The following is a 23465-nucleotide window of genomic DNA, read 5'->3' on the forward strand; positions in this document are numbered from 1 at the left end:
CTGATAGGCGATGGTCCTATCGGTTACTTTTTCGAGCTGCCAGGCAAAACGCCAATGGCGGTCTGGAGAAAATTATATATTCCGGTCTATCGTCTTGTCATAGATTGTACTCTATAATCAGGAGATGCCATGTGGACGGTAATGACAACGGAAGAGTTTGATCGGTGGCTCTGTGAACAGGATGAATCGACGCAGGAAAAGGTGTTGGCCGCGCTGGTGATGCTCGAGCGTGCAGGGCCTTCTCTTCGGCGGCCTTTTGTCGACGTGCTGAAAGGCCCGTTGCATTCCAACATGAAAGAGCTGCGTATTCAGCACAAAGGGCGGCCGATTCGCGCTTTTTTCGCCTTTGATCCGGCGCGGCAGGCGATTGTGCTGTGTGCGGGCGACAAAACGGGTAATGAGAAGCGGTTTTATAAAGTGATGCTGCCCATCGCGGATGCGCAGTTCACCCAATATTTGATGTGTTATTTCAAGGAGTAACCCATGAGCACCTTAAAGCAACTGCTGGCCTCCCGCACCCCGGAGAGCCGCCGGCGCATCGAGGAAATGGCCGAAGAGATGCTGTTTGAAGCGCACCTGCACCAGCTGCGGGAAGCGCTGAATATTTCCCAACAGGAACTGGCGAAAACGCTGGGCATTTCCCAGCCTTCTGTCGCGGCCATCGAAGGGCGCGGCAATGAGCTGAAGATTTCGACCCTGAAACGCTACGTGGAAGCGATGGGCGGCACGCTGCGCCTGGACGTTGAGCTGCCGGGCGGCAAGCACGTCGGGTTTACGGTTTAAGCGCAGGCTGCCCGCCACTCCCCGCCATTTCCCGTTCGATCACCGTCGCCAGCGCCTGCGCGGCGGAAGAGAGTTGGTGCTGCGCCAGGCGGATCAGGCCCACGCGCCGTTCGATGATCGGGCCGATCAGCGGCACGCAGACCGCCCCCAGCTCATCCATCTGTTTCTCGCACAGCGCCGGCACCGCGCTGGCACCGAGGCCGTTGGCCACCATGCGCCCGACCGTCACCAACTGGTGGCTTTCAAACGCCACCTCCAGCGTTCGCCCGCTGCGGGCCAGCTCCTGCTCCAGCAGCAGCCGCACCGCCGATGGCCGCTGCAGGGTGATGAAATCCAGCGTCAGCAGCTCCTTCCAGCTCACCTGCGCCTTGCGCGCCAGCGCCGAATCCTTCGGCACCACCGCCAGAAAGCGATCGCGGCACAGCGGGGTGAAGTGCAGGGTGTCGCTCGGCTCCGGTTCAAAGGCGATGCCCATCTCCACCCGCCCTTCGCGGATCATTTCAAACACCTGCTCGTTGATGACGTCGTGCACCGCCACGTTGATGCCGGCGTAGCGATCGCGAAACGCCTTGAGGATCGGCGGCAGCGGGTTGCCGGCGAACGACGGCATGGCGGCGATCGCCACCTTGCCCATCTGCAGGGTGAAGCGCTGACGCATCGCCTCTTCCGCGTTGTCCCAATCCGCCAGCAGCTGGCGCGCCATCGGGAAGAAGCTTTCCCCCTCCGGCGTCAGCGTCACCCGGCGGGTGGTGCGCAGCAGCAGCGGCCCGCCCAGCGCGTCTTCCAGCCCACGGATCGCCAGGCTGAGCGCCGGCTGAGAAATATTCAGCCGCTCGCTGGCCTGGGCGAAGTTCAGAGTGTGAGCTACCGCTAAAAACGCGCGTAACTGTTTGATGCTCATTTTCATTTTGGCTGGCGTTAACTCTTTGTTAATTGTCGGTTAACGAATGATTAATAAAAATTCTAAATGAATGCGGCATAAAAACAAAATTAACAAATCATTTTTGTGACCTGAAGATGCCCTCACGCAAGCCAGGGCATTTCGCCCTGCGCCGCAACATGCAGGGGCAACGATATGGCAGGGCTCGACAAACGCGTCAGCAGCTACCAGGAAGCGCTGGCAGGCCTGACGGACAACATGACGGTGCTGGCGGGCGGCTTTGGCCTGTGCGGCATCCCGGAAAACCTGATCGAAGAGATCCGCCGGCGCGGCGTGCGCGGGTTGACGGTGGTCTCCAACAACTGCGGCGTCGACGTGTTCGGCCTCGGGCGGCTGCTGGAAACCCAGCAGATCCGCAAGGTGGTGGGATCTTACGTCGGCGAAAACGCGCTGTTCGAGCAGCAGGCGCTCAGCGGCGAACTGGAGGTGGATCTCACGCCGCAGGGCACGTTGGCGGAGAAGATCCGCGCCGGCGGCGCCGGTATCCCGGCGTTCTTCACCGCCACCGGTTACGGCACGCCGATCGCCGAAGGCAAAGAGGTGCGCGAGTTCAACGGCCGCCCTTACATCATGGAAACCGCCATCACCGGCGATTTCGCCATCGTTAAAGGCTGGAAGGCCGATCACTTCGGCAACGTCATCTACCGCCACACCGCACAGAACTTCAATCCGCTGATGGCGACCGCCGGGCGCATCACGGTGGTGGAAGTGGAAGAGATCGTCGCGCCGGGCGAGCTGGATCCGGCGGCGATCCACACCCCCGGCATCTATGTCGATCGGCTGATCCAGGGCACCTTCGAGAAGCGTATCGAACAACGCACCCTGCGGGCATAAGGAGAATTCGCATGCTTACCCGTGAACAAATGGCGCAGCGCGTGGCGCAAGAGCTGCGGGACGGTTACTACGTCAACCTGGGCATCGGCATCCCGACGCTGGTGGCCAACTACGTGCCGGCGGGCATGGACGTGATGCTGCAGTCGGAAAACGGCCTGCTGGGGATGGGCGAGTTCCCGACCGAGCAGCAGCTGGACGCCGACATGATCAACGCCGGCAAGCAGACGGTCACCGCACGCCTCGGCGCGTCGATCTTCGATTCGGCGCAGTCGTTCGCCATGATCCGCGGCGGCCATGTCGATCTAACCGTGCTGGGGGCGTTTGAAGTGGACGTCGAGGGCAACATCGCCTCGTGGATGATCCCCGGCAAGATGGTCAAGGGCATGGGCGGCGCGATGGATCTGGTGGCGGGGGCGGAGAACATCATCGTGGTGATGACCCACGCCTCGAAGGGCGGCGAGTCCAAGCTGCTGCCGCGCTGCACGCTGCCGCTGACCGGCGCCAACTGCATCCGCAAGGTATTGACCGATCTGGCCTATCTGGAAATTGAAGACGGCGCCTTCGTGCTGCGCGAGCGCGCGCCGGGCGTCAGCGTGGCGGAGATTGTCGCCAAAACCGCCGGCCGGCTGATCGTGCCGGAGCAAGTGCCGGAAATGCGTTTCTGAGACGGAGGTGAATGTGCAACAACGTGAAGTGGTGATCGTGGCGGCAACGCGCACGCCGGTCGGCAGTTTTCACGGCGCGCTGGCGCCGTTGACGGCGGTGGAACTGGGCACGGCGGCGGTGCAAGGGCTGCTGGCGCAAAGCGGCGTGGCGCCGCAGCAGATCGATGAAGTGATCCTTGGCCAGGTGCTGACCGCCGGCTGCGGGCAGAACCCGGCGCGCCAGACCGCGCTGAATGCCGGGCTGCCCGTGACAACGCCGGCGCTGACCATCAACAAGGTGTGCGGCTCCGGTTTGAAGGCGGTGCATCTGGCGGTGCAGGCGATCCGCAGCGGCGACGCCGAGGCGGTGATTGCCGGCGGCCAGGAGAGCATGAGCCAGTCGCCTTACCTGATGGCCGGCGCGCGCGCCGGCCTGCGCCTCGGTCACGCGCAGATGGTGGACAGCGTGATCCACGATGGCCTGTGGGACGCCTTCAACGACTATCACATGGGCATCACCGCCGAGAACCTGGCGGAGAAATACGCCATCAGTAGAGAAGAACAAGACAGGTTCGCGCTGCGCTCGCAGCAGAAGGCGCAGGCGGCGCAGCAGGCCGGGCGTTTCGCGCAGGAGATCACGCCGGTGACGGTGCCGAAGCCGAAGGGTGAGGCGTCGCTTGTTAAGCACGACGAACAGCCGCGCGACACCAGCCTGGAGGCGCTGGCGCGGCTGCGCCCGGCGTTTCGCAAGGAAGGCACGGTGACCGCCGGCAACGCCTCGTCGCTCAACGACGGTGCCGCCGTGGTGCTGCTGATGAGCGCGGAAAAAGCCGCCGCGCTGCGCTTGCCGGTGCTGGCGCGCATCGCCGGTTACGCTTCGTCGGGCGTCGATCCGGCGATCATGGGCATCGGCCCGGCGCCGGCCGCGCGGCGCTGCCTGGAGAAAGCCGGCTGGCGGCTGGAGGAGGTCGATCTGATCGAAGCCAATGAAGCCTTCGCCGCGCAGGCGCTGGCGGTGGGCAAAGAACTGGGCTGGGAGGCGGAGCGGGTCAACGTCAACGGCGGGGCGATCGCGCTGGGGCATCCGATCGGCGCGTCCGGCTGCCGCATTTTGGTGTCGCTGCTGTACGAAATGCAGCGCCGCGGGGTGAACAAGGGGCTGGCGATGCTGTGCATCGGCGGCGGGCAGGGCGTGGCGCTGGCGGTAGAGCGCCCGTGAACAACCGAGGAGGGCACGATGCAGTCATCTGATTATGCGGTACTGGGCGCCGGATTGATGGGGGTGGGCATCGCCACCCACTTTATTCGCCACGGCCATGAGGTGCTGCTGTATGACCCGGATCCGCAGCGCCGGGTGGAGGCGCCGGCGGTGGCGAGCGGCATTCTGGCCGAGCTGAGCGACGTCGGGCAGTTTGATAACGCTGAGCGCGACGCGGCGCTGGCGCGCCTGCGCGTGACCGGTGAGCTGAACGACGTGGCGCGCGTCCGGCTGCTTATCGAGGCGATCCCGGAACGGCTCGAGCTGAAGCACGCGCTGTATGAGCAGTTGGAAGGGCTGATCGCCGACGACGCGGTGATTGCCAGCAACACCAGCGGCCTGCCGCCGGACGAGCTGGCGGCGCGCATGACCCACCCGCAGCGCCTGCTGATCGCCCACTTCTGGCACCCGCCGCACCTGATCCCGCTGGTGGAGATCGTGCCCGGTCGCGCCACCGATCCGCGCCATCTGGCGGCGGTGCAGGCGCTGCTCGGCGGGATGGCGCTGGAGGCGGTGCTGCTGGAGCGCGCCGCGCCGGGGTTTGTCGGCAACCGGCTGCAGTTTGCGGTGCTGCGCGAGGCACTACACATCGTCCACAGCGGCATCGCCAGCGCCGAGGTGGTGGATCAGGTGATGCGCGCCTCGCTGGGGCGGCGCTACGCCATGGTCGGCCCGCTGGAGGCCGCCGACATGACCGGGCTGCCGACGGTGGCGGACATCGCCCGCCACCTGTTCCCGGAACTGGCGACCGGCGACGAGATGATGGCGCTGGTGGAACAGCGGCTGCAGCGCGGCGATACCGGCCAGCGCAGCGGCCGGGGATTTTATCTTTGGGATGACGCACGCAGGGAACGCATTCAACGGCGACGGGCGCATCAGCTGCGCTTTGCGCTGAAACCGTAATTTCGCACTCCGTACCTGACAATAACAACGATACTGAGGTGACCGATGAGCGTTTTGATTGCCCTGGCAGCACTGGGATTACTGATGCTGGCCGCCTACCGCGGCTACAGCGTGATTTTGTTCGCCCCGATCGCCGCGCTGGGCGCGGTGCTGTTGACCGATCCCGGCGCGGTGGCGCCGACCTTCACCGGGCTGTTTATGGAGAAGATGGTCGGCTTCGTGAAGCTCTACTTCCCGGTGTTCCTGCTGGGGGCGGTGTTCGGCAAGCTGATCGAGCTGTCCGGCTTTTCCCGTTCGATCGTCGCGGCGGCGATCCGCATTCTCGGCCGGCGTCACGCCATTCCGGTGATCGTGCTGGTGTGCGCGCTGCTGACCTACGGCGGGGTGTCGCTGTTCGTGGTGGCGTTCGCGGTCTATCCGTTCGCCGCCGAGCTGTTCCGCCAGAGCGGTATCCCCAAGCGGCTGATCCCGGCCACCGTGGCGCTCGGCGCCTTCTCCTTCACCATGGACGCCTTGCCGGGCACGCCGCAGATCCAAAACATCATCCCGACCAGCTTCTTCGGCACCAATGCCTGGGCCGCGCCGTGGCTGGGGCTGATCGGCTCGCTGTTCATCATCGCGGTCGGTCTGCTGTATCTTGAACGCCAGCGGCGCAAGGCGCAGCTGAAGGGAGAAGGGTACGGCTCCGATCTGCTGAACGAGCCGGAAACCCCGGACGACATCAACCTGCCGAACCCGCTGATCGCCATCCTGCCGCTGATTTTGGTCGGGGTATTCAACCTTGGCTTCACCCATTGGATCCCGCAGTGGTACGGCGCCAGCCACGAGCTGACGCTGCCGGGGCTGGCCAAGCCGATCACCACCGACGTGGCGAAGATCACCGCCATCTGGGCGGTGGAAGCGGCGCTGGTGTCGGGTATTCTGCTGGTGGTGGTGTTCGGCTTTCGCAATATTCGCGGCCGGCTGGCGGAAGGCAGCAAGACGGCGGTCGGCGGCGCGATCCTGGCGGCGATGAACACCGCCTCCGAATACGGCTTCGGTGCGGTGATCGCCGCGCTGCCGGGCTTTTTGGTGCTGTCACAGGCGCTGTCGGCGATCCCCAACCCGCTGCTGAACGAAGCGATCAGCGTCACCCTGTTGGCCGGCATCACCGGATCGGCCTCCGGCGGCATGAGCATCGCGCTGGCGGCGATGTCCGACAGCTTTATCGCCGCCGCCCATGCGGCACAGATTCCGCTGGAGGTGCTGCACCGGGTGGCCTCGATGGCCAGCGGCGGCATGGACACCTTGCCGCACAACGGCGCGGTGATCACCCTGCTGGCGATCACCGGCCTCAGCCACCGGCAGGCCTATGGCGGCATCTTCGCCATCACCCTGATCAAGAGCGCCGCAGTGCTGTTCGTGATCGGCGTGTTCTACCTGACCGGCATTGTTTAAAGGAGCGATACCATGAGTGTACAAGGCAAAACCGCGCTGGTGACCGGCTCGACCAGCGGCATCGGCCTCGGGATAGCGTCCGTGTTGGCCGCCGCCGGCGCGCGCGTGATCCTCAACGGCTTCGGCGACGTGGAGCAGGCGCAAGCGCAGGTCGCGCGGCTGGGCGTCGCGCCGGGGTATCACGGCGCCGATCTCGGCGATGCGGCCCAGATAGCGGACATGATGCAGTATGCCGAACGCGAGTTCGGCGGCGTGGACATTCTGGTGAACAACGCCGGCATTCAGCACGTGGCGCCGCTGGATCAGTTCCCGGTGGAGAAATGGAACGCCATCCTCGCCATCAACCTGTCGGCGGTGTTCCACACCTGCCGATTGGCGCTGCCGGGGATGCGCGAGCGCAACTGGGGGCGTATCATCAACGTGGCGTCGGTGCACGGGCTGGTGGCGTCGAAAGACAAGTCGGCCTATGTGGCAGCCAAGCACGGCGTGGTGGGGCTGACCAAGACGCTGGCGCTGGAGACCGCGCGCACGCCCGTCACCTGCAACGCCATTTGCCCCGGCTGGGTGCTGACGCCGTTGGTGCAGCAGCAGATCGACAAACGCATTGCCGCCGGGATCGACCCGCAGCGGGCGCGCGATGAGCTGTTGGCGGAGAAGCAGCCTTCGCAAGCGTTCGTTACGCCAGAGCAGCTCGGCGAGCTGGCGCTGTTCCTGTGCAGCGATGCGGCGGCGCAGGTGCGCGGCGCCGCCTGGAACATGGACGGCGGTTGGCTGGCACAGTAGTGAATTCTCTCTCGGAGCGCGCAACGCGCTCCGTCGTTATTTTTCGCCATCAGTTAATTCCCCTGCGTGACGGTTTACCTGCGGCAATAATATTTATTTGTTATTTGCTATTTTTATTCCCGGATAATCACTCCGGTTTATTTTGGGTGAAACGTGCGGATTGGTTTATTTTGTGCTGCGGTTATTACATTATTTTTCTTCGCGTTACAGATGAACACGTTTTTGCTGAAATTAAATCCAACCTGAAATAATGACAGGTTATGGCGTGAATTTTTATATCTTGCGTGCGCTGTTCACATCGGTTAATTATTTCTGCGTGGCTTAAGACCACCGTGTTTATAACAATAATTTTTTCGGGCAGGGGTAATAATGAGAAAAAATACAACGCCAATATTCATTGGCGGCGTCTTGCTGTCGGCGTTATCCGCCGGCGCACAGGCCGAGATCACCATTCTGGATAAAAACCCGCAGAGCAATGTGTTGCTGGCGCCGCTCAGTATAAAAGTGGGCGGCAGCATTCGCCCCGAGTGGATCTTCAATAACGGCCCTGAGCCGGGCTATGACAAAAACGGCCACGACGGCGGCACGCGTTTTCGCTTCAGCGGCGACTATGCGCTGACGCAGGACACTTCGATCATCGGTTATTACGAGTGGGGCGTCGATCTGGCGCACGCGCTCAGCTGGGACGGGCACTATAACGAAGACGGCAAGCGCGACTATCAGCGCCAGCTGTACGCCGGTTTCAAAGACGATCGTTACGGCACCCTGACCTACGGCCATCAATACGGCATCTATTATTCGGTGGTCGGCATCAAAAGCGACGTCTGGGATAACGATGGCCATGCGGGCGGCACCGGCATCGGTATTTCCGGCGATTATGACGGCGGCAATAAACCGAAAAACAGCATCAAGTACACCAATGATTTTGGGCCGGTAACGCTGTATGCCAACTATTTATTGCCGGAAGACGATCTGCACACCGCGGATAACCTGATTTATCGCCGCAAGGGCGGGGGCGGGTTGGGCTTCGATTACAAGGTGACGAAAGATTTCACCTTCAGCGCGGCCTACAGTTATACCGACGCGAAGATCAAAGACAATCTGTACAGCGAAAAGGATTATCACCAGCAGCTGTCCGGCACCGCGTTGACCTGGCAGCCGAACAACTGGTACATCGTCGGCACCGCCAGCTACTACAAAGACTATGTGCCGAGCACCCGCCAGCGCACGCTGTCGCACTTCTTCGCCGGTGACGGCTACGGGCTGGAAGGTTTCGTCGGTTACACCTTCAATATCGACAAGCCATTCCTCAAATCGATCCAGCCTTACGTGGCGGCGGACTCGCTGCGGCTGAAGGGTGACGAGGCGTATCACGCCAACCACGTTTACCTCGGCGCGGGCACCACCATCGGTTACGGACTGTCGGTGTATGTGGAGCGCACGCTGGCCAACAGCAGCGACAACGAGCCGGACTCCACCTGGATTACGGTGTTCTACGACTTCTGATTCTCACCTGCTTCAAGCCGGCGCCTGCGCCGGCTTTTTCACATGGTAATTGCGCCGCCCAGGGTCTCTCCAGAGGCGTTGCGCTCCGCCAGGTAGCGCGCCGGCGGTTTGCCTACCGCCTTTCTGAACATGGTGACGAAGCCGCTGGCGCTCTCGTAGCCCAGATCCAGCGCCACCGTCTGTACGCTCTCGCCCTGCGTCAGGCGCTGCAGCGCCAGCATCACGTGCAGCTGGCGCCGCCAGTGGCCGAAGCTCATGCCCATCTGCTGTTGCAAGGTGCGGCTGAGGGAGCGCTCGCTCATGCCGATGCGCTGCGCCCACTGCCCGAGGGTGGATTTGTCCGCCGGGCTGCTCAGCATGCCTTCGGTCAACTGCCGAATGCGCGCGTCGTCGGACACCGGCAGATGCAGGTTCTCGATCGGCGCGGCCGCCAGCTGGTCCAGCAATACCGCCGTCAGGCGCCCTTCGGCGCCCTGTTCGTCGTAGAGCGGCTCGAAGGTGCTGGCCTGCAGCAGCAGCTCGCGCAGCAGCGGCGAGACCGACAGCGTGCAGCAGTTTTGCGGCAGACCGGCGGCGGCATGTTGATCGACGAACAGGCAGTAGGCCTCGGTGGAGCCGGCGCCCTGAGCGTTGTGCAACACGTTGCCCGGCATCCACAGCGCGCACTGCGGCGGCACCAGCCACAGCCCGTTTTCCACTTCGCAGCGGATCATGCCGCGTACCGTGTAGATCAGCTGCGCCTTCTGATGGCGGTGCGGCTCGACTTCCCAGTCCTGCTCGAGGGTCGAACCTTGCAGGGCAAACAGCGGGCGCGGCACCTGATCGATATCCAGACAGTGGCGGGGGATCTGTACTTTCATGAGAATAATTCTCAATTTGGCGGAATTGAAAAGTATTATGTCCTGATTGCGCAATGTGGTCTAGCGCCGGTGCCGATAAAGTAAGCGCCAGTCCTAAACCATTTCCTGAGGAAACTGATTATGTCATTGGATACCGCCGATTTTCCGCTGGTATGGATGCGCCAAAACGGGCGCGATACCCAGGCCGAACTGGCCGAATTCAGCGCGCTGCTGGCGCGCGCCGAACCCTTTGTCCTGATGACCGACCGCAGCGTCGGCGATGAAGAACAAGAACATGACCGCGATGCCCGCACCCAGGTCGCGCTGTGGAAGCGCGATAACCGCGAGGCGCTGAAGCTGTGGGTGAAAGGCATGATCATGCTGGAGCCGGACGACGCCAAACGCACGGCGGCGGAAGAATTCGCCGAATACGGCGCCAAGTTCTGGGGCTATCCGGTGCTGGTGGCCGCCGATGAAGCCGCAGGGCGGGTATTGGCGCAGACGTTATTGTTAAAATAAGGGGAATACCATGCACCAGCAACAGGTGATTGAACAGCTGCTGGCCTGGATCGAGCAGAGCCTGGATCAGCCGCTGACGCTGGACGACATTGCTGCCAAGTCCGGCTACTCCAAGTGGCATTTGCAGCGGATGTTCAAGCAACATACCGGCCATATTCTCGGCACTTACGCCCGCCGCAGAAGGCTGACCGCCGCCGCGCGCGAACTGCGCCTGACCGGCACCAGCGTGGCCTGCATCGCCGATACTTACCAGTTCGATTCGCAGCAGACCTTCACCCGTTGCTTCCGCAAACAGTTCGGTCTGCCGCCGGCCAGCTATCGCCGCAGCCAGGATTGGTCGAGCTACGGCCTGCAGCCGCCGCTACGGCTGACCGAAACGCCGTTGCCGCAGGCCGACATCGTGACGCTGCCCGCCATGCAGCTGGTGGGCAACACCCAGCGCCGTAGCTTTACGCTGGGGCAGTTGGCGGCCTCCAAGTGCGAGCTGCGCCGCCACGCCTGGCGGCAGCTGCTGCAGCCGCAGGCGCTGCCGGAGGTGGTATACGGCCTCACCAGTCTGGAGGTCGACAGGCAACGCCGGGGTAATCCGCGCATGGCCTATACCGCCGCTCTGCCGGACGAAGGGGCGATGGGGGAGCGGGTGACTATCGAACAGGGGGAGTATGCCCGTTTCACCTATCAAGGGCAGGCGGAAGGGTTACAAAACTTTATCGTGCGGCTGTACGACACCGCGATGCCGCAGATGAACGCCGTCCGCCGGCCGGGGCAGGATATTGAGCGTTTCTACCCGGCGCAGGAGGGCAGCTGCCCGCTCGGCGGCGCGGCGATCCGCTGCGAATATCTGATCCCTATTCGGCGGGTGGAAGCGTTGGCCGCCGCCGGTTAGGCGGCGGTTCTCGCAAAAAATCGCCTTCGTGGCGCGTCAGGTTACAAAAAATTGCGATATTACATCGGTAATGGTTCACACTTTGATTGATGTGCACATATAATGCGCATCCGGTCAAATCCCCCCTGGTTTTTCAGGCCGCAGCGCCGTTGGCTGCCGGCTGAAATGCAACGGGGTAAAGTGGCCGTAGAAACCGATACCCATAATCGCCAGTGGCCTTGACCAACACGAAGATGAAAATGAGCATTCGCGCGTTATTAACCCTGTTTACGGCACTGGTTGCATTCAGCCAGGCTGCCTTCGCCGTCGTCTACCCGCTGCCGCCAAAAGACAGCCGTTTGGTGGGCGAGAATATCCAAATCACCGTACCGGAAGACAGCAAACTGCCGCTGGAAAGCTTCGCCGCCCAGTATCAGATGGGGCTGAGCAACATGCTGGAGGCCAACCCGGGCGTGGATCCGTTCCTGCCGAAGGCCGGCAGCACCCTGACCATCCCGCAGCAGCTGATCCTGCCGGACGCGCCGCGTGAAGGCATCATCATCAACAGCGCCGAGATGCGTCTGTACTACTACCCGAAAGGGTCCAACACCGTGGTGGTGCTGCCGATCGGTATCGGCCAGCTGGGTAAAGACACCCCGCTGAACTGGACCACTACCGTACAGCGCAAGAAAGACGGCCCGACCTGGACGCCGACCGCCAAGATGCGCGCCGAATATGCGGCCGACGGTGAAATCCTGCCTGCGGTGTTCCCGGCCGGCCCGGATAACCCGATGGGGCTGTATGCGCTGTATGTTGGCCGCCTGTATGCCATTCACGGCACCAACGCCAACTTCGGCATCGGCCTGCGCGTGAGCCACGGCTGCGTGCGTCTGCGCGCCGACGACATCAAGTACCTGTTCGAGAAAGTGCCGGTCGGCACCCGCGTGCAGTTCATCAACGAACCGATGAAAGCCACCGTCGAGCCGGACGGCTCGCGCTACGTGGAAGTGCACAACCCGCTGTCGGCCAACGAAGAGCAGCTGCAATCGAAAGATCCGGTGCCGCTGACCATTTCCGCGCCGGTCGGCAAAGTGCTGATGGACGCCGGCGTCAACCAGAGCGAAGTGGACGCGGCGATCAAGGCCCGTTCCGGTATGCCGGTGAAAGTGAACTGATCGCCTCGGGCTTCAGTGAACGCGATAAAAAGACGCCTGCGGGCGTCTTTTTTTATGGCTGTTGAATCTTTATCTCTGCCGAGAGGGTTAATTTATTTTTTTCCCACCATCGTCTGTAAAGCGAAAAGCGCCGACTCATATTGCTCTTTATTGACCCGTTCAAGGTACCTGTTATCAATCGCGTCGGCGATTGGGCGGCTGGCTTCGAACAGCGCCTGTCCCGCAGGCGTCAGGTAAATAAATCGGCGGCGCTTGTCCTGCTCGCCTGCTTCACGCTTTAACAGACCTTTCCCTTCCATTCGGCTGAGTAATTCAGCCAGCGCGGCTTTACTGCTGATTGCCGCCTCCATTAACTCGACTTGCTCAATACCCGGAGTTTCTGAAACGGTGGCCAGAATGGAATATTGCTGTTTACTGAGTTCAGGGAGCGATTTCTGCCATTGAGAACTATGATCCTGAAGCAACTCGCGGATGAGATGGAAAAAAGTATTGGCCAGCGTTCTGTTCATACGTTTATTCCTTAAGAGGAAAAAAGCGAGCAATAATATCAATATAACAAAACTGACCGCTGAGAGATACTTGCCCTGGCAGGTCGTTCGTTTACGAACGGTTACATCTTGCCCGCTTGTTTTATCTCGATCCCAGGACTAGATTTGGCATATTGTTCGTATACGAACTTTGTCGAGGTAGGCATGAGATTAACGATCGCGATGACGGGCGCTACCGGGGCACCGCTCGGTACGGCGCTTCTCCAGGCCCTGAAAGATATCGAAGGTATAGAGACGCATTTGATCTTGAGCCGGTGGGCCAAAAAGACCATTGAACTTGAAACAAAGCACAGCGTACGTGACGTGATGGCGATGGCTGATGTCACACACAGTGCGGCCGACCAGGCCGCCACGATCTCCTCGGGTTCATTTCGCATGGATGGCATGATCATTATTCCCTGCAGCATGAAAACGTTGGCGGGAATTCGCGCGGGTTATGCCGAGGGGCTTATTGGCCGAGCGGCGGATGTCATGATTAAAGAAGGGCGGAAGCTGGTGTTGGTTCCAAGGGAAACGCCGCTGAGCGCCATCCATCTGGAAAATATGCTGGCGCTCTCGAAGCTGGGCGTTTCATTGGTCCCCCCGATGCCCGCTTATTATAACCATCCCACTCATATTGATGACGTCACCGATCATATTGTCGCACGGGTTCTGGACCAGTTTGGCCTTGATTACAGCCGGGCAAAACGCTGGGCTGGATTAAAAAAAGAGGTTTACAGTCAGGAGGGTTAAATATGGCTTATGACGATCTTCGAAGTTATTTGGCGGCATTGGATAAGGCCGGGCAATTACTCGACATTGCCGAGGAGGTTCAGGCGGAACCGGATATCGCCGCGGCGGCCAACGCCACCGGAAGAATCGGTGAGGGCGCCCCCGCCATTGCATTCAGGAACATTAAAGGCTTTGAACATGCGCATGTGGTGATGAACACCCTCGGCTCATGGCAGAATCACGCCATCGCGCTGGGCCTGCCGCCGACCACGCCGGTGAAACAGCAAATCGATGAGTATATTCGCCGCTGGGATCATTTCCCTGTCTCTGCAGAGCGCCGCGATAATCCGCCCTGGGCGCAGAATGAGGTCAACGGCGAGGAGATTAATCTGTTTGAAATCCTGCCGTTGTTTCGCCTAAACGACGGCGACGGCGGTTTTTACCTGGATAAGGCCTGCGTCGTTTCCCGTGATCCTGAAGATCCCGCTCATTTCGGCAAGCAAAACGTCGGCATTTACCGTATGGAGGTGAAGGGCAAACGCAAGCTGGGTTTGCAACCGGTGCCGATGCACGACATCGCGCTGCATCTGCATAAAGCCGAAGAACGCGGAGAGGATCTGCCGATTGCCATTACGCTGGGCAACGATCCCATCATTACGCTGATGGGGGCGACGCCGTTGAAATACGATCAGTCGGAGTATGAGATGGCCGGCGCCCTGCGCGAAAGCCCCTATCCGATAGCGACGGCCCCTTTGACCGGCTTCGATGTGCCGTGGGGGTCTGAAGTGATCATCGAAGGGGTGATTGAAGGCCGCAAGCGCGAGATTGAAGGCCCGTTCGGCGAATTTACGGGCCATTATTCCGGCGGCCGCAACATGACGGTGGTGCGTATCGATAAGGTTTCTTACCGAACACGGCCGATTTTTGAATCCCTGTATCTGGGCATGCCCTGGACAGAAATCGACTATCTGATGGGGCCGGCCACCTGCGTGCCGTTGTATCAGCAGCTGAAAGCCGAGTTTCCGGAAGTGCAGGCGGTCAATGCGATGTATACCCACGGGCTGCTCGTCATCATTTCCACCAAAAAGCGTTACGGCGGCTTCGCGCGCGCGGTGGGGATGCGGGCAATGACCACGCCGCACGGATTGGGCTATGTGAAAATGGTGATCATGGTCGATGAGGATGTCGATCCCTTCAATCTGCCGCAGGTCATGTGGGCGCTGTCCGCCAAGGTCAATCCGGCCGGCGATCTGGTGCAATTGCCGAACATGTCCGTGCTGGAACTGGATCCCGGCTCCAGCCCCGCGGGGATTACCGACAAGTTGATCATCGACGCGACAACGCCGGTGGCTCCGGATGCGCGTGGCCACTACAGTCAGCCGGTCAAGGATTTACCTGAGACCGCCCTGTGGGTGGATAAATTAACCGCCATGTTGGCTAACCGTCCTTAAGGAGCTCCTATGATTTGTCCTCGTTGTGCCGATAAACAGATAGACGTCATGGCGCATTCACCGGTCAAGGGCGTATGGACGGTATACCAGTGCCAGCACTGTCTTTATACCTGGCGGAATACCGAACCCGCCCGCAGAACGGAACGGGAGCATTATCCGCCTGAGTTTCGCATGACTCAGCAGGATATCGATAATGCGCCGGAAGTGCCGGCCATTCCTCCTCTTTTGACGAAATGAACCCAAAGACGGGCAAGAGCCCGTCTTTTGATGGAAATCGCTATGATGAATAACGAAGACGTCGTTTTGCTCGATGCCGCCTGGCAGCCTTGCGGAACGATGCCGAAAAATCAGGTGCACACGCATCATACGCCGCTGCATTTGGCCTTTTCATGCTATCTCTTTACCCCAGAGGGCAACGTGCTGGCCACAAGACGTGCGTTGAGTAAAACCGCCTGGCCGGGGGTTTGGACCAATTCCTTTTGCGGCCATCCCCTGCCGCAAGAGGCGCTGGCACAGGCGGTGATGCGCCGTGCCCAGGTTGAACTGGGCACGGAGGTGGAGCAGATAATGTTGCTGAGCGAAGCTTTCAGCTATCAGGCTACCGATGCGTCCGGCGTAATGGAAAATGAAGTTTGCCCGGTATTTGCCGCGCAAATAAAAGGCGCGCTCCATCGCAATCCGGATGAGGTCGCGGATTATGCCTGGGTCGAGCTCAATCATTTAATGGCGGCGGTAAAATTAACGCCTTTTGGTTTCAGCCCGTGGATGGTTTCGCAATTAAATACCGACGCGATAGCCGCAGGTTTGAAAGAATATCGGGATGCGATAATGATCAAGCGTTCAGCGGGCGGCGTAGGGTGAGGGCGGCAATAAAATAAATAGCCACCGCGGGGGTGACTATCTATTCGTGCTTACAGGCTGCCGCCGACCGAGGTCGAGGTGGAGCCGATAGTTTCGCGGAAATGTTTTGCGTAGTCCGCCACTTCCTGCTGCGTATGGGTCAGGCCATACAGCCCCAGCCCCACACCGCCTGCGACGCCGCCGATGATGGTACCGACCAGTTGGCCGACGGCGCCGGCAATAAAGCCGCCGGCCCCTGCGGATTTGCCTGCAATCAGCGCGCCGGTCATGGCGCCGTCCAGCAACCCATCCCAGGCCGCGTTCAGATCGCCACCGCTAACGTACTGCTCTTCATATTGACTAAGTACTTTCATATACAATCCTTATAAATAAAAGGGTGACTTAGTGGGGTTAATTAATACCGAGAATAACGCTGTGGCGCTATTCCACTTTAAAAATATAACAGCTGATAATCTGTTGGCAATAATATATCCAATGAGGAATATTGTTTGGTTATATATGCGAATATTTATTTTCTGTCGATATTTTTATGACAGGGGTTGAGAATATTCTTGGTTAAAAAAGGCGATATCACTGGAAACCCCATCATGCCCTTATTGCGGACGGGCTGAGGCGATTTCTTCTTGTCGTTGCCGTGGGCCCGCTGTGGCTGTCACTATTTTCACATTTCAGGCTCTGCTACCCGTTAGGCGAGTGCGTCCGCCCTGTGATTATTCCATTAAAAACTATAGCTAATTAATGGGTTATATCTCCGTGCTCGCCTCCCGTCATTGAAAGAATTCTCGCAAAAAATCCACACTGTGAAAATAAGATCACACAAGCGTAACAAAAGGTAAACAAACCCCTCCTATATTGGCTGCTTCGCTTTTGGGAGGGAGTGTCATGCGTAACTGGAACGAACCGAAAAAGAATAAAGCGCACATCGAGCTGATCCCGATGATCGACGTGATGATGTTTTTATTGGTGTTTTTCGTCTTGATCAGCCTGAACGTCATTCCGGCGCTCGGGCTGAAAACGCAGCTGCCGTCTGCCGGCAGCGCGCAGCAGCTGAAACCGCAGAAAAAAGCGATCGTCACGCTGGGGGCCGACGAGCAGCTGCAGCTGGATGGCCAGCCGATTGCGCTCGACGCGTTGGTCAACACGCTGAAGCAACAGCAGCAGGCCAACCAGACCACCACCATCATCGTCAACAGCGACAAGGGCGTGGCGGTCGAGCGGCTGGTGGCGGTCATGGACAACCTGCGCCAGGGCGGTTTCCTCTCCGTCTCCATCGCGACACGGAAGCTGTGACATGTATCTGCTCTATCGCTCACGTCATCTTTTCAGCTGGCTGCCGGCGCTGATTGTCGCCGGTTGCCTGCTATTCGCCAGCCAGCAGGCGGCGCTGAAGATCCAGCCGCGCTACGACGAAACCGCCATCGAACTGGCGCTGGTGGAGCCTGAACCGGCGCCGGAACCCCAACCGGAAACGCCGCCGGAACCCCAGCCCGAACCGCCGCCGCCCGAGCCGGAGCCGATCCCCGAACCGGTCGTACCGGCGCCGGAACCGATCGTGGAAGCCAAGCCGATGCCGAAACCGCAGCCGAAGCCCAAACCCAAACCGGTGAAGGAGAAAGCCAAACCGGTAGAGAAGCCTAAAGCGACGCCGGCGCCTGCCGCCCCGCGCGCGCTGGTGAGCAAACCGGCGGCGCAGCCCGCACCGGCCGCCCCGGCGGCGCCGAAGGTGAACGCGCAGGCGATTGAAAACGGCTATCTGCTGGCCTTGCGCCGCGAGCTGGAACAGCGCAAGCGCTATCCGAGCGGGCGCCAGGCCTCGCTCGAGCGCCCGCAGGGCAACGTCGAAGTGTGGCTGGAGGTCGATCGCAGCGGGCGGGTGCTCTCTTCCGGCATCGCCAACAAAGCCGCCAGCATGCTGCTGAACCGCGCGGCGATGAGCAGCCTGCAAAGCATCAGTTCAGTGAAGCCGTTCCCGAGCGAGGCGTTCGCCGGGCAAACAACCAAAAGATTTACCGCAACGTTCAATTATCAGGCGCCTTAGCGCAAGGGTTAATCGTTTGATTTTTATGGGATGCACACAATGAAATCGTTTAATCGTTCTGGGATCTATCTGGCGGTGATGTCGGCGATGCTGCCGGGCGCCGCGCTGGCGGCCGACGCCACCGATGTCGGCACCATCAGCGTCAAGGGGCAGTCGCTCGGCGGCGGCATGATGGTGCAGGATGACAGCGCCAAGGCGCGTTCTACCGTCACCAAAGAGGCGATGGACAAAATGCCGTCGGCGGCCAACGCCATCGACAAGCTGAAATACACGCCGGGCCTGAACGTCAACAGCAACGACGCCAGCGGCCTGAGCGGCGTGGACTACACCATGCGCGGCATGAACTCGGATCAGATCGGCCTGTCGATGGACGGCATTCCGATCAACGACTCCGGCAACTACGCGGTATACCCGAACCTGCTCGGCGATGCGGAAAACCTGGAGGAGGTGTTCGTCACCCAGGGGTCTTCCGAAGCGGACGGCCCGCACATCGGCTCCAGCGGCGGCAACATCGGCCTGGTGACGCGCCGCCCGGCGAAAGACTTCGGCGGTTTCGTCAAGCAGACGCTGGGCAGCAACAGCCTGAGCAAAACCTTCGCCCGCCTGGACACCGGCGAGTACAACGGCTTCAGCAACTGGCTCTCCTATTCACACACCGAAGCGAAGAAGTGGCGCGGCGAAGGGCGACTGTACTCCGACAAGTTCGAGATGAACTCGCTGTATGAAGACGGCAACGGCAACAGCAGCAATCTGGTGATGAAGTACAACCGCCAGAACAACACCAACTACAACACTCTGAGCAAGGCGCAGTTCCAAAACGACGGCCGTGACACCGACTACGTCACCACGCCGGAGTACAACAACAAAGGGCAGTTGAACAAGTATTACAAGATTGAACGCAACCCGTTCGAAAACTTCACGTTGTCGTTCACCCAGAAGCTGCAGCTGCGCGATAACCTGTCGCTGACCCTGCAGCCGTATTACTACTGGGGCAACGGCGGCAGCTTCAACGGCCAGACGGCGTCGGTGTTGTCCAACACCTCCAGCAAGGCCGGGCAGTACGATCTCAGCAACCTGAAATCCAACACCTACTACCGCCCGTCGTGGACCCAAACCTGGCGGCCGGGCATCACCACCAAGCTGAAGTGGGACATCAACGAGCAGCACAGCCTGGACGTCGGCTACTGGTATGAGCGCGCACGTCAGCTGCAGACTCAGCCGTTCATCAGCATCAAGGGCGACGGCAACCCGTCGCAGATTTGGGGCCAGCCGGGCGGCTCCGATCAGGTGAAGGACGCCAACGGCAACACCGTTCAGGGGCGCAACCAGTACACCATCACTCCGGCGCAGAAGGTGTGGCTGCAGGACACCTGGTTCGCCACGCCGGACTGGACCTTCGTCGGCGGCCTGGCCTATCAGTACGTGGAGCGCAAAGGGGACAACCGCGGCAGCCTGTACAACGTGCCGGAGAAGCGCAAAGCCACCTATCATGAATTCCTGCCGAACTTCAGCGCCAGCTATAAGGTGAATCAGGAAAACCAGGTGTTCTACAACCTGACGCGCAACATGCGCACACCGCCAAACTACGTGCTGTACAACGTCGGCGACTCGCTCAGCACCAAGCCGGAACTGAGCTGGAACCACGAACTGGGTTGGCGTTTCCAGCAGGAAGACATGCTGCTGAGCGCCACGCTGTTTTACATGCGCTACAGCGATCGCCAAATCTCCACCACCAACTCGGCCGGCGACTACGAGATGATGAACATCGGCAACGTGGAGAACAAAGGGCTGGAGCTGGAGTGGAGCGGCCAACTGCCGCATAACTTCAACTACTACACCTCTTATACCTACACCGAGTCGAAGCAGAAGAGCGACATTGTCAGCAACGGCGGGCTGCCGCTGCCGACCTCCGGCAAAGAGGTGCCGAACGTGCCGAAAAATCTGCTGAACATGACGCTGGGTTATGACGACGGGCTGTATTACGGCAGCGTCAGCGGCAAGTACGTCAGTTCGTTCTACGGCGATCTGACCAACGACGAGAAGATCGGCGGCCGCACGGTGTTCGATCTGGCGGCGGGGGTGCATCTGCCGGTGGACAAGAAAATCGTCAAAAGCGCTGCGCTGCGCTTTGGCATCAGCAACCTGTTTGACAAGGAATACCTGACCTCGGTGCGCACCACCACCTTCAACGCGGCACCTTACGGCGGCGTGAAAGCCAGCACGCCGTATTACAACGTCGGCGAAGAACGCACCTTCAGCGTCTCGCTGGAAGCCACCTTTTAACTGAATACCCCGCCGCCTGCCGGGCGGCGGGGAAGAGGAGCCCTGTATGGACGCCAATCTGTTGCACGACATTATTTTCTACGTGATGTACGCCGCGCTGGCAATCGCGCTGGTGATCATCATCGAACGCACGCTGTACTTCGCCTATACCCAGCGCCAGGCGCGCCGGCTGGAGCAGGCGCTGACGCCGGACGTACGCCGCGCCGCCGATCTGCCGGACGAGCTGACCCAGCGTAACAGCCTGCCGATGGCGGTGCTCGCGCCGGTATTGGCGCAGAAGCACCGCGCCGGCGACCGCGAGGCGATCGGCGATCTGATCGACGCCCAGTACCTGCTGAGCAAGCCACCGATGGCGCGCGGCCTGTGGCTGCTGGAAACCGTGGTCACCGCCGCGCCGCTGCTGGGGCTGCTCGGCACCGTGATGGGGATCATCGAAACCTTCAAGGCGCTGGCCGCCTCGGGGGTGTCCGAGCCGAGCCTGGTGTCGGCCGGGATGGGCACCGCGCTGTACGCCACCGGCCTCGGCATCGCCATCGCGCTGCTGTGCCTGGTGGCCAACAACTTCCTGCAGAGCCGCATGGAGCGCATCAACGAACTGCTGAAGGTGCTGCTGATCCGCGCCGGCCAACCGGCCAGCCGCCCGGAGAGCGGCAGCGGCGAACAATGGGTTGACAGCGGAGCGCCGCGCTATGCCTAATGGCCATCCAGTACGGCGGCCGCTTGGCCGCCTTTATACGGCATTGTGGGGCGGTTGTTTGTTGATGTTGAGCCAGAGCGCTGCGGCGCGTTTTGCGATTCCCGGCTATGAGCTGGTGTACACCGCACCGGTGGAAACCGCGCTGCAGGCCGACGACCTGCGCAACACTGCCGAGGTGTGGCGCGAGATGTTCGACGCGGCGAAAACCCGCATCGATTTGGGGCAGTTCTACGTGGCGAATCAGGACGGTTCGCTGCTGGATGGCGTGCTGCAGCACCTGAAGGCGGCCGGCGAACGCGGGGTGAAAATCCGCTTTTTGGTGGAAGATAAGGGCATTCGCATTTCTACCGCCGAGACGCTGGAACAGCTGAAGGCGATCCCCAATCTGGAGCTGCGCATCATTCCTTACCAGAAGCTGAGCGGCGGCATCCTGCACGCCAAATATCTGCTGGTGGACGGCGAGCAGGCGTTCGTCGGCAGCCAGAACTTCGACTGGCGCGCGCTGGAGCATATTCACGAAACCGGGCTGCGCATCAGCGACGCCAAGGTGGTGGGGCAGATCCAGGCGATCTTCGAGCAGGATTGGCAGGCGCAGGCGCTGCTGGCGCAGGATAAGCCGGTGCCGCCGCTGCCCGATTCGCCGACGACGGCGCCGACGCAAGGCAACTATCTGGTGGCCAGCCCGCGCGCCTACAACCCGGCGGGGGTGATTGACTCGCAGGCCGAGCTGCCGCGCTTGCTGGCCGGCGCCAAGCGGCGGGTGCGGGTGCAGGTGATGGACTACGCGCCGCTGTCGTTCGGCCCGGAACGCAGCCGCCCCTTTTATGCGGTGATCGACAACGCGCTGCGCAGCGCGGCGGCGCGCGGGGTGCAGATCGAGCTGATGGTGGCCAACTGGAACACCAAAAAGCCGGATATCGCCTGGCTGAAGAGCCTGGCGCTGGTGCCGAACGTGCAGATCAAAGTGGTGACCATACCACCGGCCAGCAGCGGCTTCATTCCGTTTGCCCGCGTGATCCACAGTAAGCTGATGACCATCGACGATGAGATTGCCTGGGTGGGCACCAGCAACTGGACCGGCGGCTATCTGGACAACTCGCGCAATCTGGAGCTGGTGATGCACAGTGCGGCGATGAGCGGGCGGTTGGACAAGCTGTACCAACAGCTGTGGAACAGCGTCTACGCCGAACCGCTGCGGCTGGATTACGACTACCCGACGCCCAAGCCGGGCGGCGAATCCTGATAAGCAGGGCGCGGTTAACCCCGCGCCCTGTGTTTTTTTACCGACGCCAGCCGGCCTGCTCCAGCGCCGTCACCAGCTGCTCGGCGCTCAACCCTTCCGCCCGGTGGCCGTTGCCGCTGACGGTATTGGCCGCCAGCAACGCATTCACGATCGCTTCCTCCACCGCTTCCGCCGCTGCGGCGAACAGCGCCGAAATGTAGTCGTTGTTCACCATGCGCAGCGGCGTGGTGAAGGCGCCTTTGTTGGCGTAGTCGGCGGGCGGCAGGCCGTCGTTGCCGGTGGCGAAGGCGATGAAAATGTCGCCGCTCGAGTCCTCGGTGCCGCCGCCGGTGCGGGCGATGCCGATGCTGGCGCGCTGCGCCAGCCGCGCACACTGGTGCGGCAGCAGCGGCGCGTCGGTCGCCAGCGCCACCACGATGGAGCCCATGCCGGGATGCGGCAACTGCGGCGTGAACGGCGAGGGGAGATGCCCCAGATGCCGGCCTACCGGGTAACCGCCGACCAGCAGCGACTCGCGCTTGCCGTGGTTGGCCTGCACGATGGCGCCCACCGTCCAGCCGCCCTGATCGGCGGGCAAGCGGCGCGACGCGGTGCCGCTGCCGCCTTTGAATTCATGGCAGATCATGCCGCTGCCGCCGCCGACCGCGCCTTCCTGCGGCAAGCCGCCCCGGGCCGCCTGCTGCGCCTGGCGCACGTGCTCGGCCTTGACGTGAAAGCCGTTGATGTCGTTGAGCAGGCCGTCGAAGGTTTCCATCACCACCGGCATATTCCAATACACCGCGTTGTCACCCGCGGGCAGCGTTTCACGCTCCAGCGCGATCAGCGCATCGCGCACCACGCCCACGCTGTGGGTGTTGGTGAAGGCGATCGGGCTGGTCAGCAGGCCCGCTTCGCGCACCCATTCCAGGCCGGTGGCGTCGCCGTTGCCGTTCAGCACGTGCACGCCGGCAAAGCAGGGGGCGTGGCGGGCGGAGCCGGGGCGCGGTTCGATCACCGTCACGCCGGTGCGCACGCTGCGCCCGTCCGCCAAATCGGCATGAATGCTGGCATGGCCAACGCGCACGCCGGGCACGTCGGTGATGGCGTTCAGCGGGCCGGGCGTGCCCTGTCCGATGATGATGCCCAGATCCTGAGCGCGCTGCGTCAT

27 protein-coding genes are annotated in these 23465 nt (G+C 61.2%); 22 read left to right on the forward strand and 5 right to left on the reverse strand.

What is annotated here, in order from left to right; genetic code table 11:
• Positions 1-129: 129 nt before the first annotated feature.
• Positions 130-480 carry a type II toxin-antitoxin system RelE/ParE family toxin gene (locus EKL15_RS19885; protein WP_141957860.1) on the forward strand — a complete coding sequence of 117 codons (351 nt, stop codon included), beginning with the start codon at positions 130-132 and terminating at the stop codon, positions 478-480.
• 3 nt (positions 481-483) lie between these two features.
• Positions 484-783 (forward strand): helix-turn-helix domain-containing protein, encoded by a 300-nt coding sequence (locus EKL15_RS19890; RefSeq protein WP_019453270.1) that lies wholly within the window; start codon positions 484-486, stop codon positions 781-783.
• On the opposite strand, the gene EKL15_RS19895 is transcribed toward EKL15_RS19890, so the two are convergent.
• Complete coding sequence (locus EKL15_RS19895; RefSeq protein WP_060422131.1) at positions 773-1690, reverse strand: LysR family transcriptional regulator; 918 nt, start codon at positions 1688-1690, stop codon at positions 773-775. The genes EKL15_RS19890 and EKL15_RS19895 overlap by 11 nt on opposite strands.
• A 168-nt stretch (positions 1691-1858) precedes the next feature.
• Between EKL15_RS19895 and EKL15_RS19900 the strand changes: the two genes are divergently transcribed.
• The 8 genes from EKL15_RS19900 (at position 1859) to EKL15_RS19935 (ending at position 9088) form a co-directional block, all read left to right on the forward strand.
• The gene (locus tag EKL15_RS19900) at positions 1859-2557 is read left to right on the forward strand and encodes a CoA transferase subunit A (RefSeq protein WP_203090290.1); all 699 of its coding nucleotides are present in this window, start codon (positions 1859-1861) and stop codon (positions 2555-2557) included.
• A gap of 11 nt (positions 2558-2568) precedes the next feature.
• Positions 2569-3222, forward strand: coding sequence for a CoA transferase subunit B (locus EKL15_RS19905; protein WP_019453268.1), 654 nt, complete (start codon positions 2569-2571; stop codon positions 3220-3222).
• 13 nt (positions 3223-3235) lie between these two features.
• Positions 3236-4420, forward strand: a complete 1185-nt coding sequence (locus EKL15_RS19910; protein ID WP_180548079.1) for an acetyl-CoA C-acetyltransferase — start codon at positions 3236-3238, stop codon at positions 4418-4420.
• An 18-nt stretch (positions 4421-4438) separates the two neighbouring features.
• A complete protein-coding gene (locus tag EKL15_RS19915) occupies positions 4439-5362 on the forward strand; it encodes a 3-hydroxyacyl-CoA dehydrogenase family protein (RefSeq protein WP_197778958.1) in 924 nt (307 codons plus the stop codon).
• Positions 5363-5407: 45 nt separating this feature from the next.
• Entirely contained in the window at positions 5408-6799 is a 1392-nt protein-coding gene (locus tag EKL15_RS19920) for a GntP family permease (RefSeq protein WP_033651392.1), read from the forward strand.
• Between the two features lie 12 nt (positions 6800-6811).
• Complete coding sequence (locus EKL15_RS19925) at positions 6812-7582, forward strand: 3-hydroxybutyrate dehydrogenase (RefSeq protein ID WP_203090291.1); 771 nt, start codon at positions 6812-6814, stop codon at positions 7580-7582.
• The gene (locus EKL15_RS19930) at positions 7567-7833 is read left to right on the forward strand and encodes a hypothetical protein (RefSeq protein WP_203090292.1); all 267 of its coding nucleotides are present in this window, start codon (positions 7567-7569) and stop codon (positions 7831-7833) included. The genes EKL15_RS19925 and EKL15_RS19930 overlap by 16 nt, the downstream gene beginning before the upstream one ends.
• A gap of 118 nt (positions 7834-7951) precedes the next feature.
• Positions 7952-9088 (forward strand): porin, encoded by a 1137-nt coding sequence (locus EKL15_RS19935; protein WP_038878347.1) that lies wholly within the window; start codon positions 7952-7954, stop codon positions 9086-9088.
• A 38-nt stretch (positions 9089-9126) separates the two neighbouring features.
• Here EKL15_RS19935 and EKL15_RS19940 read toward each other — a convergent pair whose 3' ends face one another.
• Entirely contained in the window at positions 9127-9948 is an 822-nt protein-coding gene (locus EKL15_RS19940) for a helix-turn-helix transcriptional regulator (RefSeq protein ID WP_019453262.1), read from the reverse strand.
• Positions 9949-10068: 120 nt separating this feature from the next.
• On the opposite strand from EKL15_RS19940, the gene EKL15_RS19945 reads away from it, so the two are divergent.
• The 3 genes from EKL15_RS19945 (at position 10069) to EKL15_RS19955 (ending at position 12486) form a co-directional block, all read left to right on the forward strand.
• Positions 10069-10446 (forward strand): hypothetical protein, encoded by a 378-nt coding sequence (locus EKL15_RS19945; RefSeq protein ID WP_060422149.1) that lies wholly within the window; start codon positions 10069-10071, stop codon positions 10444-10446.
• A gap of 10 nt (positions 10447-10456) precedes the next feature.
• Positions 10457-11332 (forward strand): helix-turn-helix domain-containing protein, encoded by an 876-nt coding sequence (locus EKL15_RS19950; protein ID WP_033652832.1) that lies wholly within the window; start codon positions 10457-10459, stop codon positions 11330-11332.
• A 233-nt stretch (positions 11333-11565) separates the two neighbouring features.
• On the forward strand, positions 11566-12486 hold the full coding sequence (locus EKL15_RS19955; protein ID WP_038878352.1) for a L,D-transpeptidase family protein: 921 nt from the start codon (positions 11566-11568) through the stop codon (positions 12484-12486).
• 92 nt (positions 12487-12578) lie between these two features.
• Here EKL15_RS19955 and EKL15_RS19960 read toward each other — a convergent pair whose 3' ends face one another.
• Positions 12579-12995 (reverse strand): MarR family winged helix-turn-helix transcriptional regulator, encoded by a 417-nt coding sequence (locus EKL15_RS19960; protein ID WP_060422158.1) that lies wholly within the window; start codon positions 12993-12995, stop codon positions 12579-12581.
• A 183-nt stretch (positions 12996-13178) separates the two neighbouring features.
• Between EKL15_RS19960 and EKL15_RS19965 the strand changes: the two genes are divergently transcribed.
• From EKL15_RS19965 to idi, 4 genes are read left to right on the forward strand one after another with little or no spacing between them, the layout of a single operon-like run.
• Positions 13179-13766, forward strand: coding sequence for a non-oxidative hydroxyarylic acid decarboxylases subunit B (locus EKL15_RS19965; RefSeq protein WP_060422161.1), 588 nt, complete (start codon positions 13179-13181; stop codon positions 13764-13766).
• A gap of 2 nt (positions 13767-13768) precedes the next feature.
• Positions 13769-15196: a non-oxidative hydroxyarylic acid decarboxylases subunit C gene (locus EKL15_RS19970; RefSeq protein ID WP_084826895.1), complete on the forward strand. Its 1428-nt coding sequence runs from the start codon at positions 13769-13771 to the stop codon at positions 15194-15196.
• A gap of 9 nt (positions 15197-15205) precedes the next feature.
• Entirely contained in the window at positions 15206-15433 is a 228-nt protein-coding gene (locus EKL15_RS19975) for a non-oxidative hydroxyarylic acid decarboxylases subunit D (RefSeq protein WP_072265380.1), read from the forward strand.
• 42 nt (positions 15434-15475) lie between these two features.
• Complete coding sequence (gene idi, locus EKL15_RS19980; protein ID WP_203090293.1) at positions 15476-16057, forward strand: isopentenyl-diphosphate Delta-isomerase; 582 nt, start codon at positions 15476-15478, stop codon at positions 16055-16057.
• Positions 16058-16107: 50 nt separating this feature from the next.
• Here the strand turns inward: idi and EKL15_RS19985 are convergent, their stop codons facing one another.
• Positions 16108-16410: a hypothetical protein gene (locus EKL15_RS19985; RefSeq protein ID WP_004933246.1), complete on the reverse strand. Its 303-nt coding sequence runs from the start codon at positions 16408-16410 to the stop codon at positions 16108-16110.
• Positions 16411-16939: 529 nt separating this feature from the next.
• Here EKL15_RS19985 and EKL15_RS19990 point away from each other — a divergent pair.
• Genes EKL15_RS19990 through EKL15_RS20010 form a run of 5 tightly spaced genes read left to right on the forward strand, consistent with a single transcriptional unit; the run spans position 16940 to position 22318 of the window.
• The gene (locus EKL15_RS19990) at positions 16940-17347 is read left to right on the forward strand and encodes a biopolymer transporter ExbD (protein WP_038878355.1); all 408 of its coding nucleotides are present in this window, start codon (positions 16940-16942) and stop codon (positions 17345-17347) included.
• Between the two features lies 1 nt (position 17348).
• Positions 17349-18095, forward strand: a complete 747-nt coding sequence (locus tag EKL15_RS19995) for an energy transducer TonB (protein WP_203090294.1) — start codon at positions 17349-17351, stop codon at positions 18093-18095.
• 39 nt (positions 18096-18134) lie between these two features.
• Positions 18135-20378: a TonB-dependent receptor gene (locus EKL15_RS20000; RefSeq protein ID WP_064291107.1), complete on the forward strand. Its 2244-nt coding sequence runs from the start codon at positions 18135-18137 to the stop codon at positions 20376-20378.
• A 46-nt stretch (positions 20379-20424) separates the two neighbouring features.
• Complete coding sequence (locus EKL15_RS20005) at positions 20425-21075, forward strand: MotA/TolQ/ExbB proton channel family protein (protein WP_203090295.1); 651 nt, start codon at positions 20425-20427, stop codon at positions 21073-21075.
• The gene (locus EKL15_RS20010) at positions 21068-22318 is read left to right on the forward strand and encodes a phospholipase D-like domain-containing protein (RefSeq protein ID WP_203090297.1); all 1251 of its coding nucleotides are present in this window, start codon (positions 21068-21070) and stop codon (positions 22316-22318) included. Before EKL15_RS20005 ends, EKL15_RS20010 begins: the two co-directional genes overlap by 8 nt.
• Positions 22319-22355: 37 nt before the next feature.
• Here the strand turns inward: EKL15_RS20010 and EKL15_RS20015 are convergent, their stop codons facing one another.
• Complete coding sequence (locus tag EKL15_RS20015) at positions 22356-23465, reverse strand: P1 family peptidase (protein ID WP_060422181.1); 1110 nt, start codon at positions 23463-23465, stop codon at positions 22356-22358.

It is taken from the genome of Serratia sp. 4542, from assembly GCF_016805595.1.
GTDB classification, from domain to species: Bacteria; Pseudomonadota; Gammaproteobacteria; order Enterobacterales; family Enterobacteriaceae; genus Serratia; species Serratia nevei.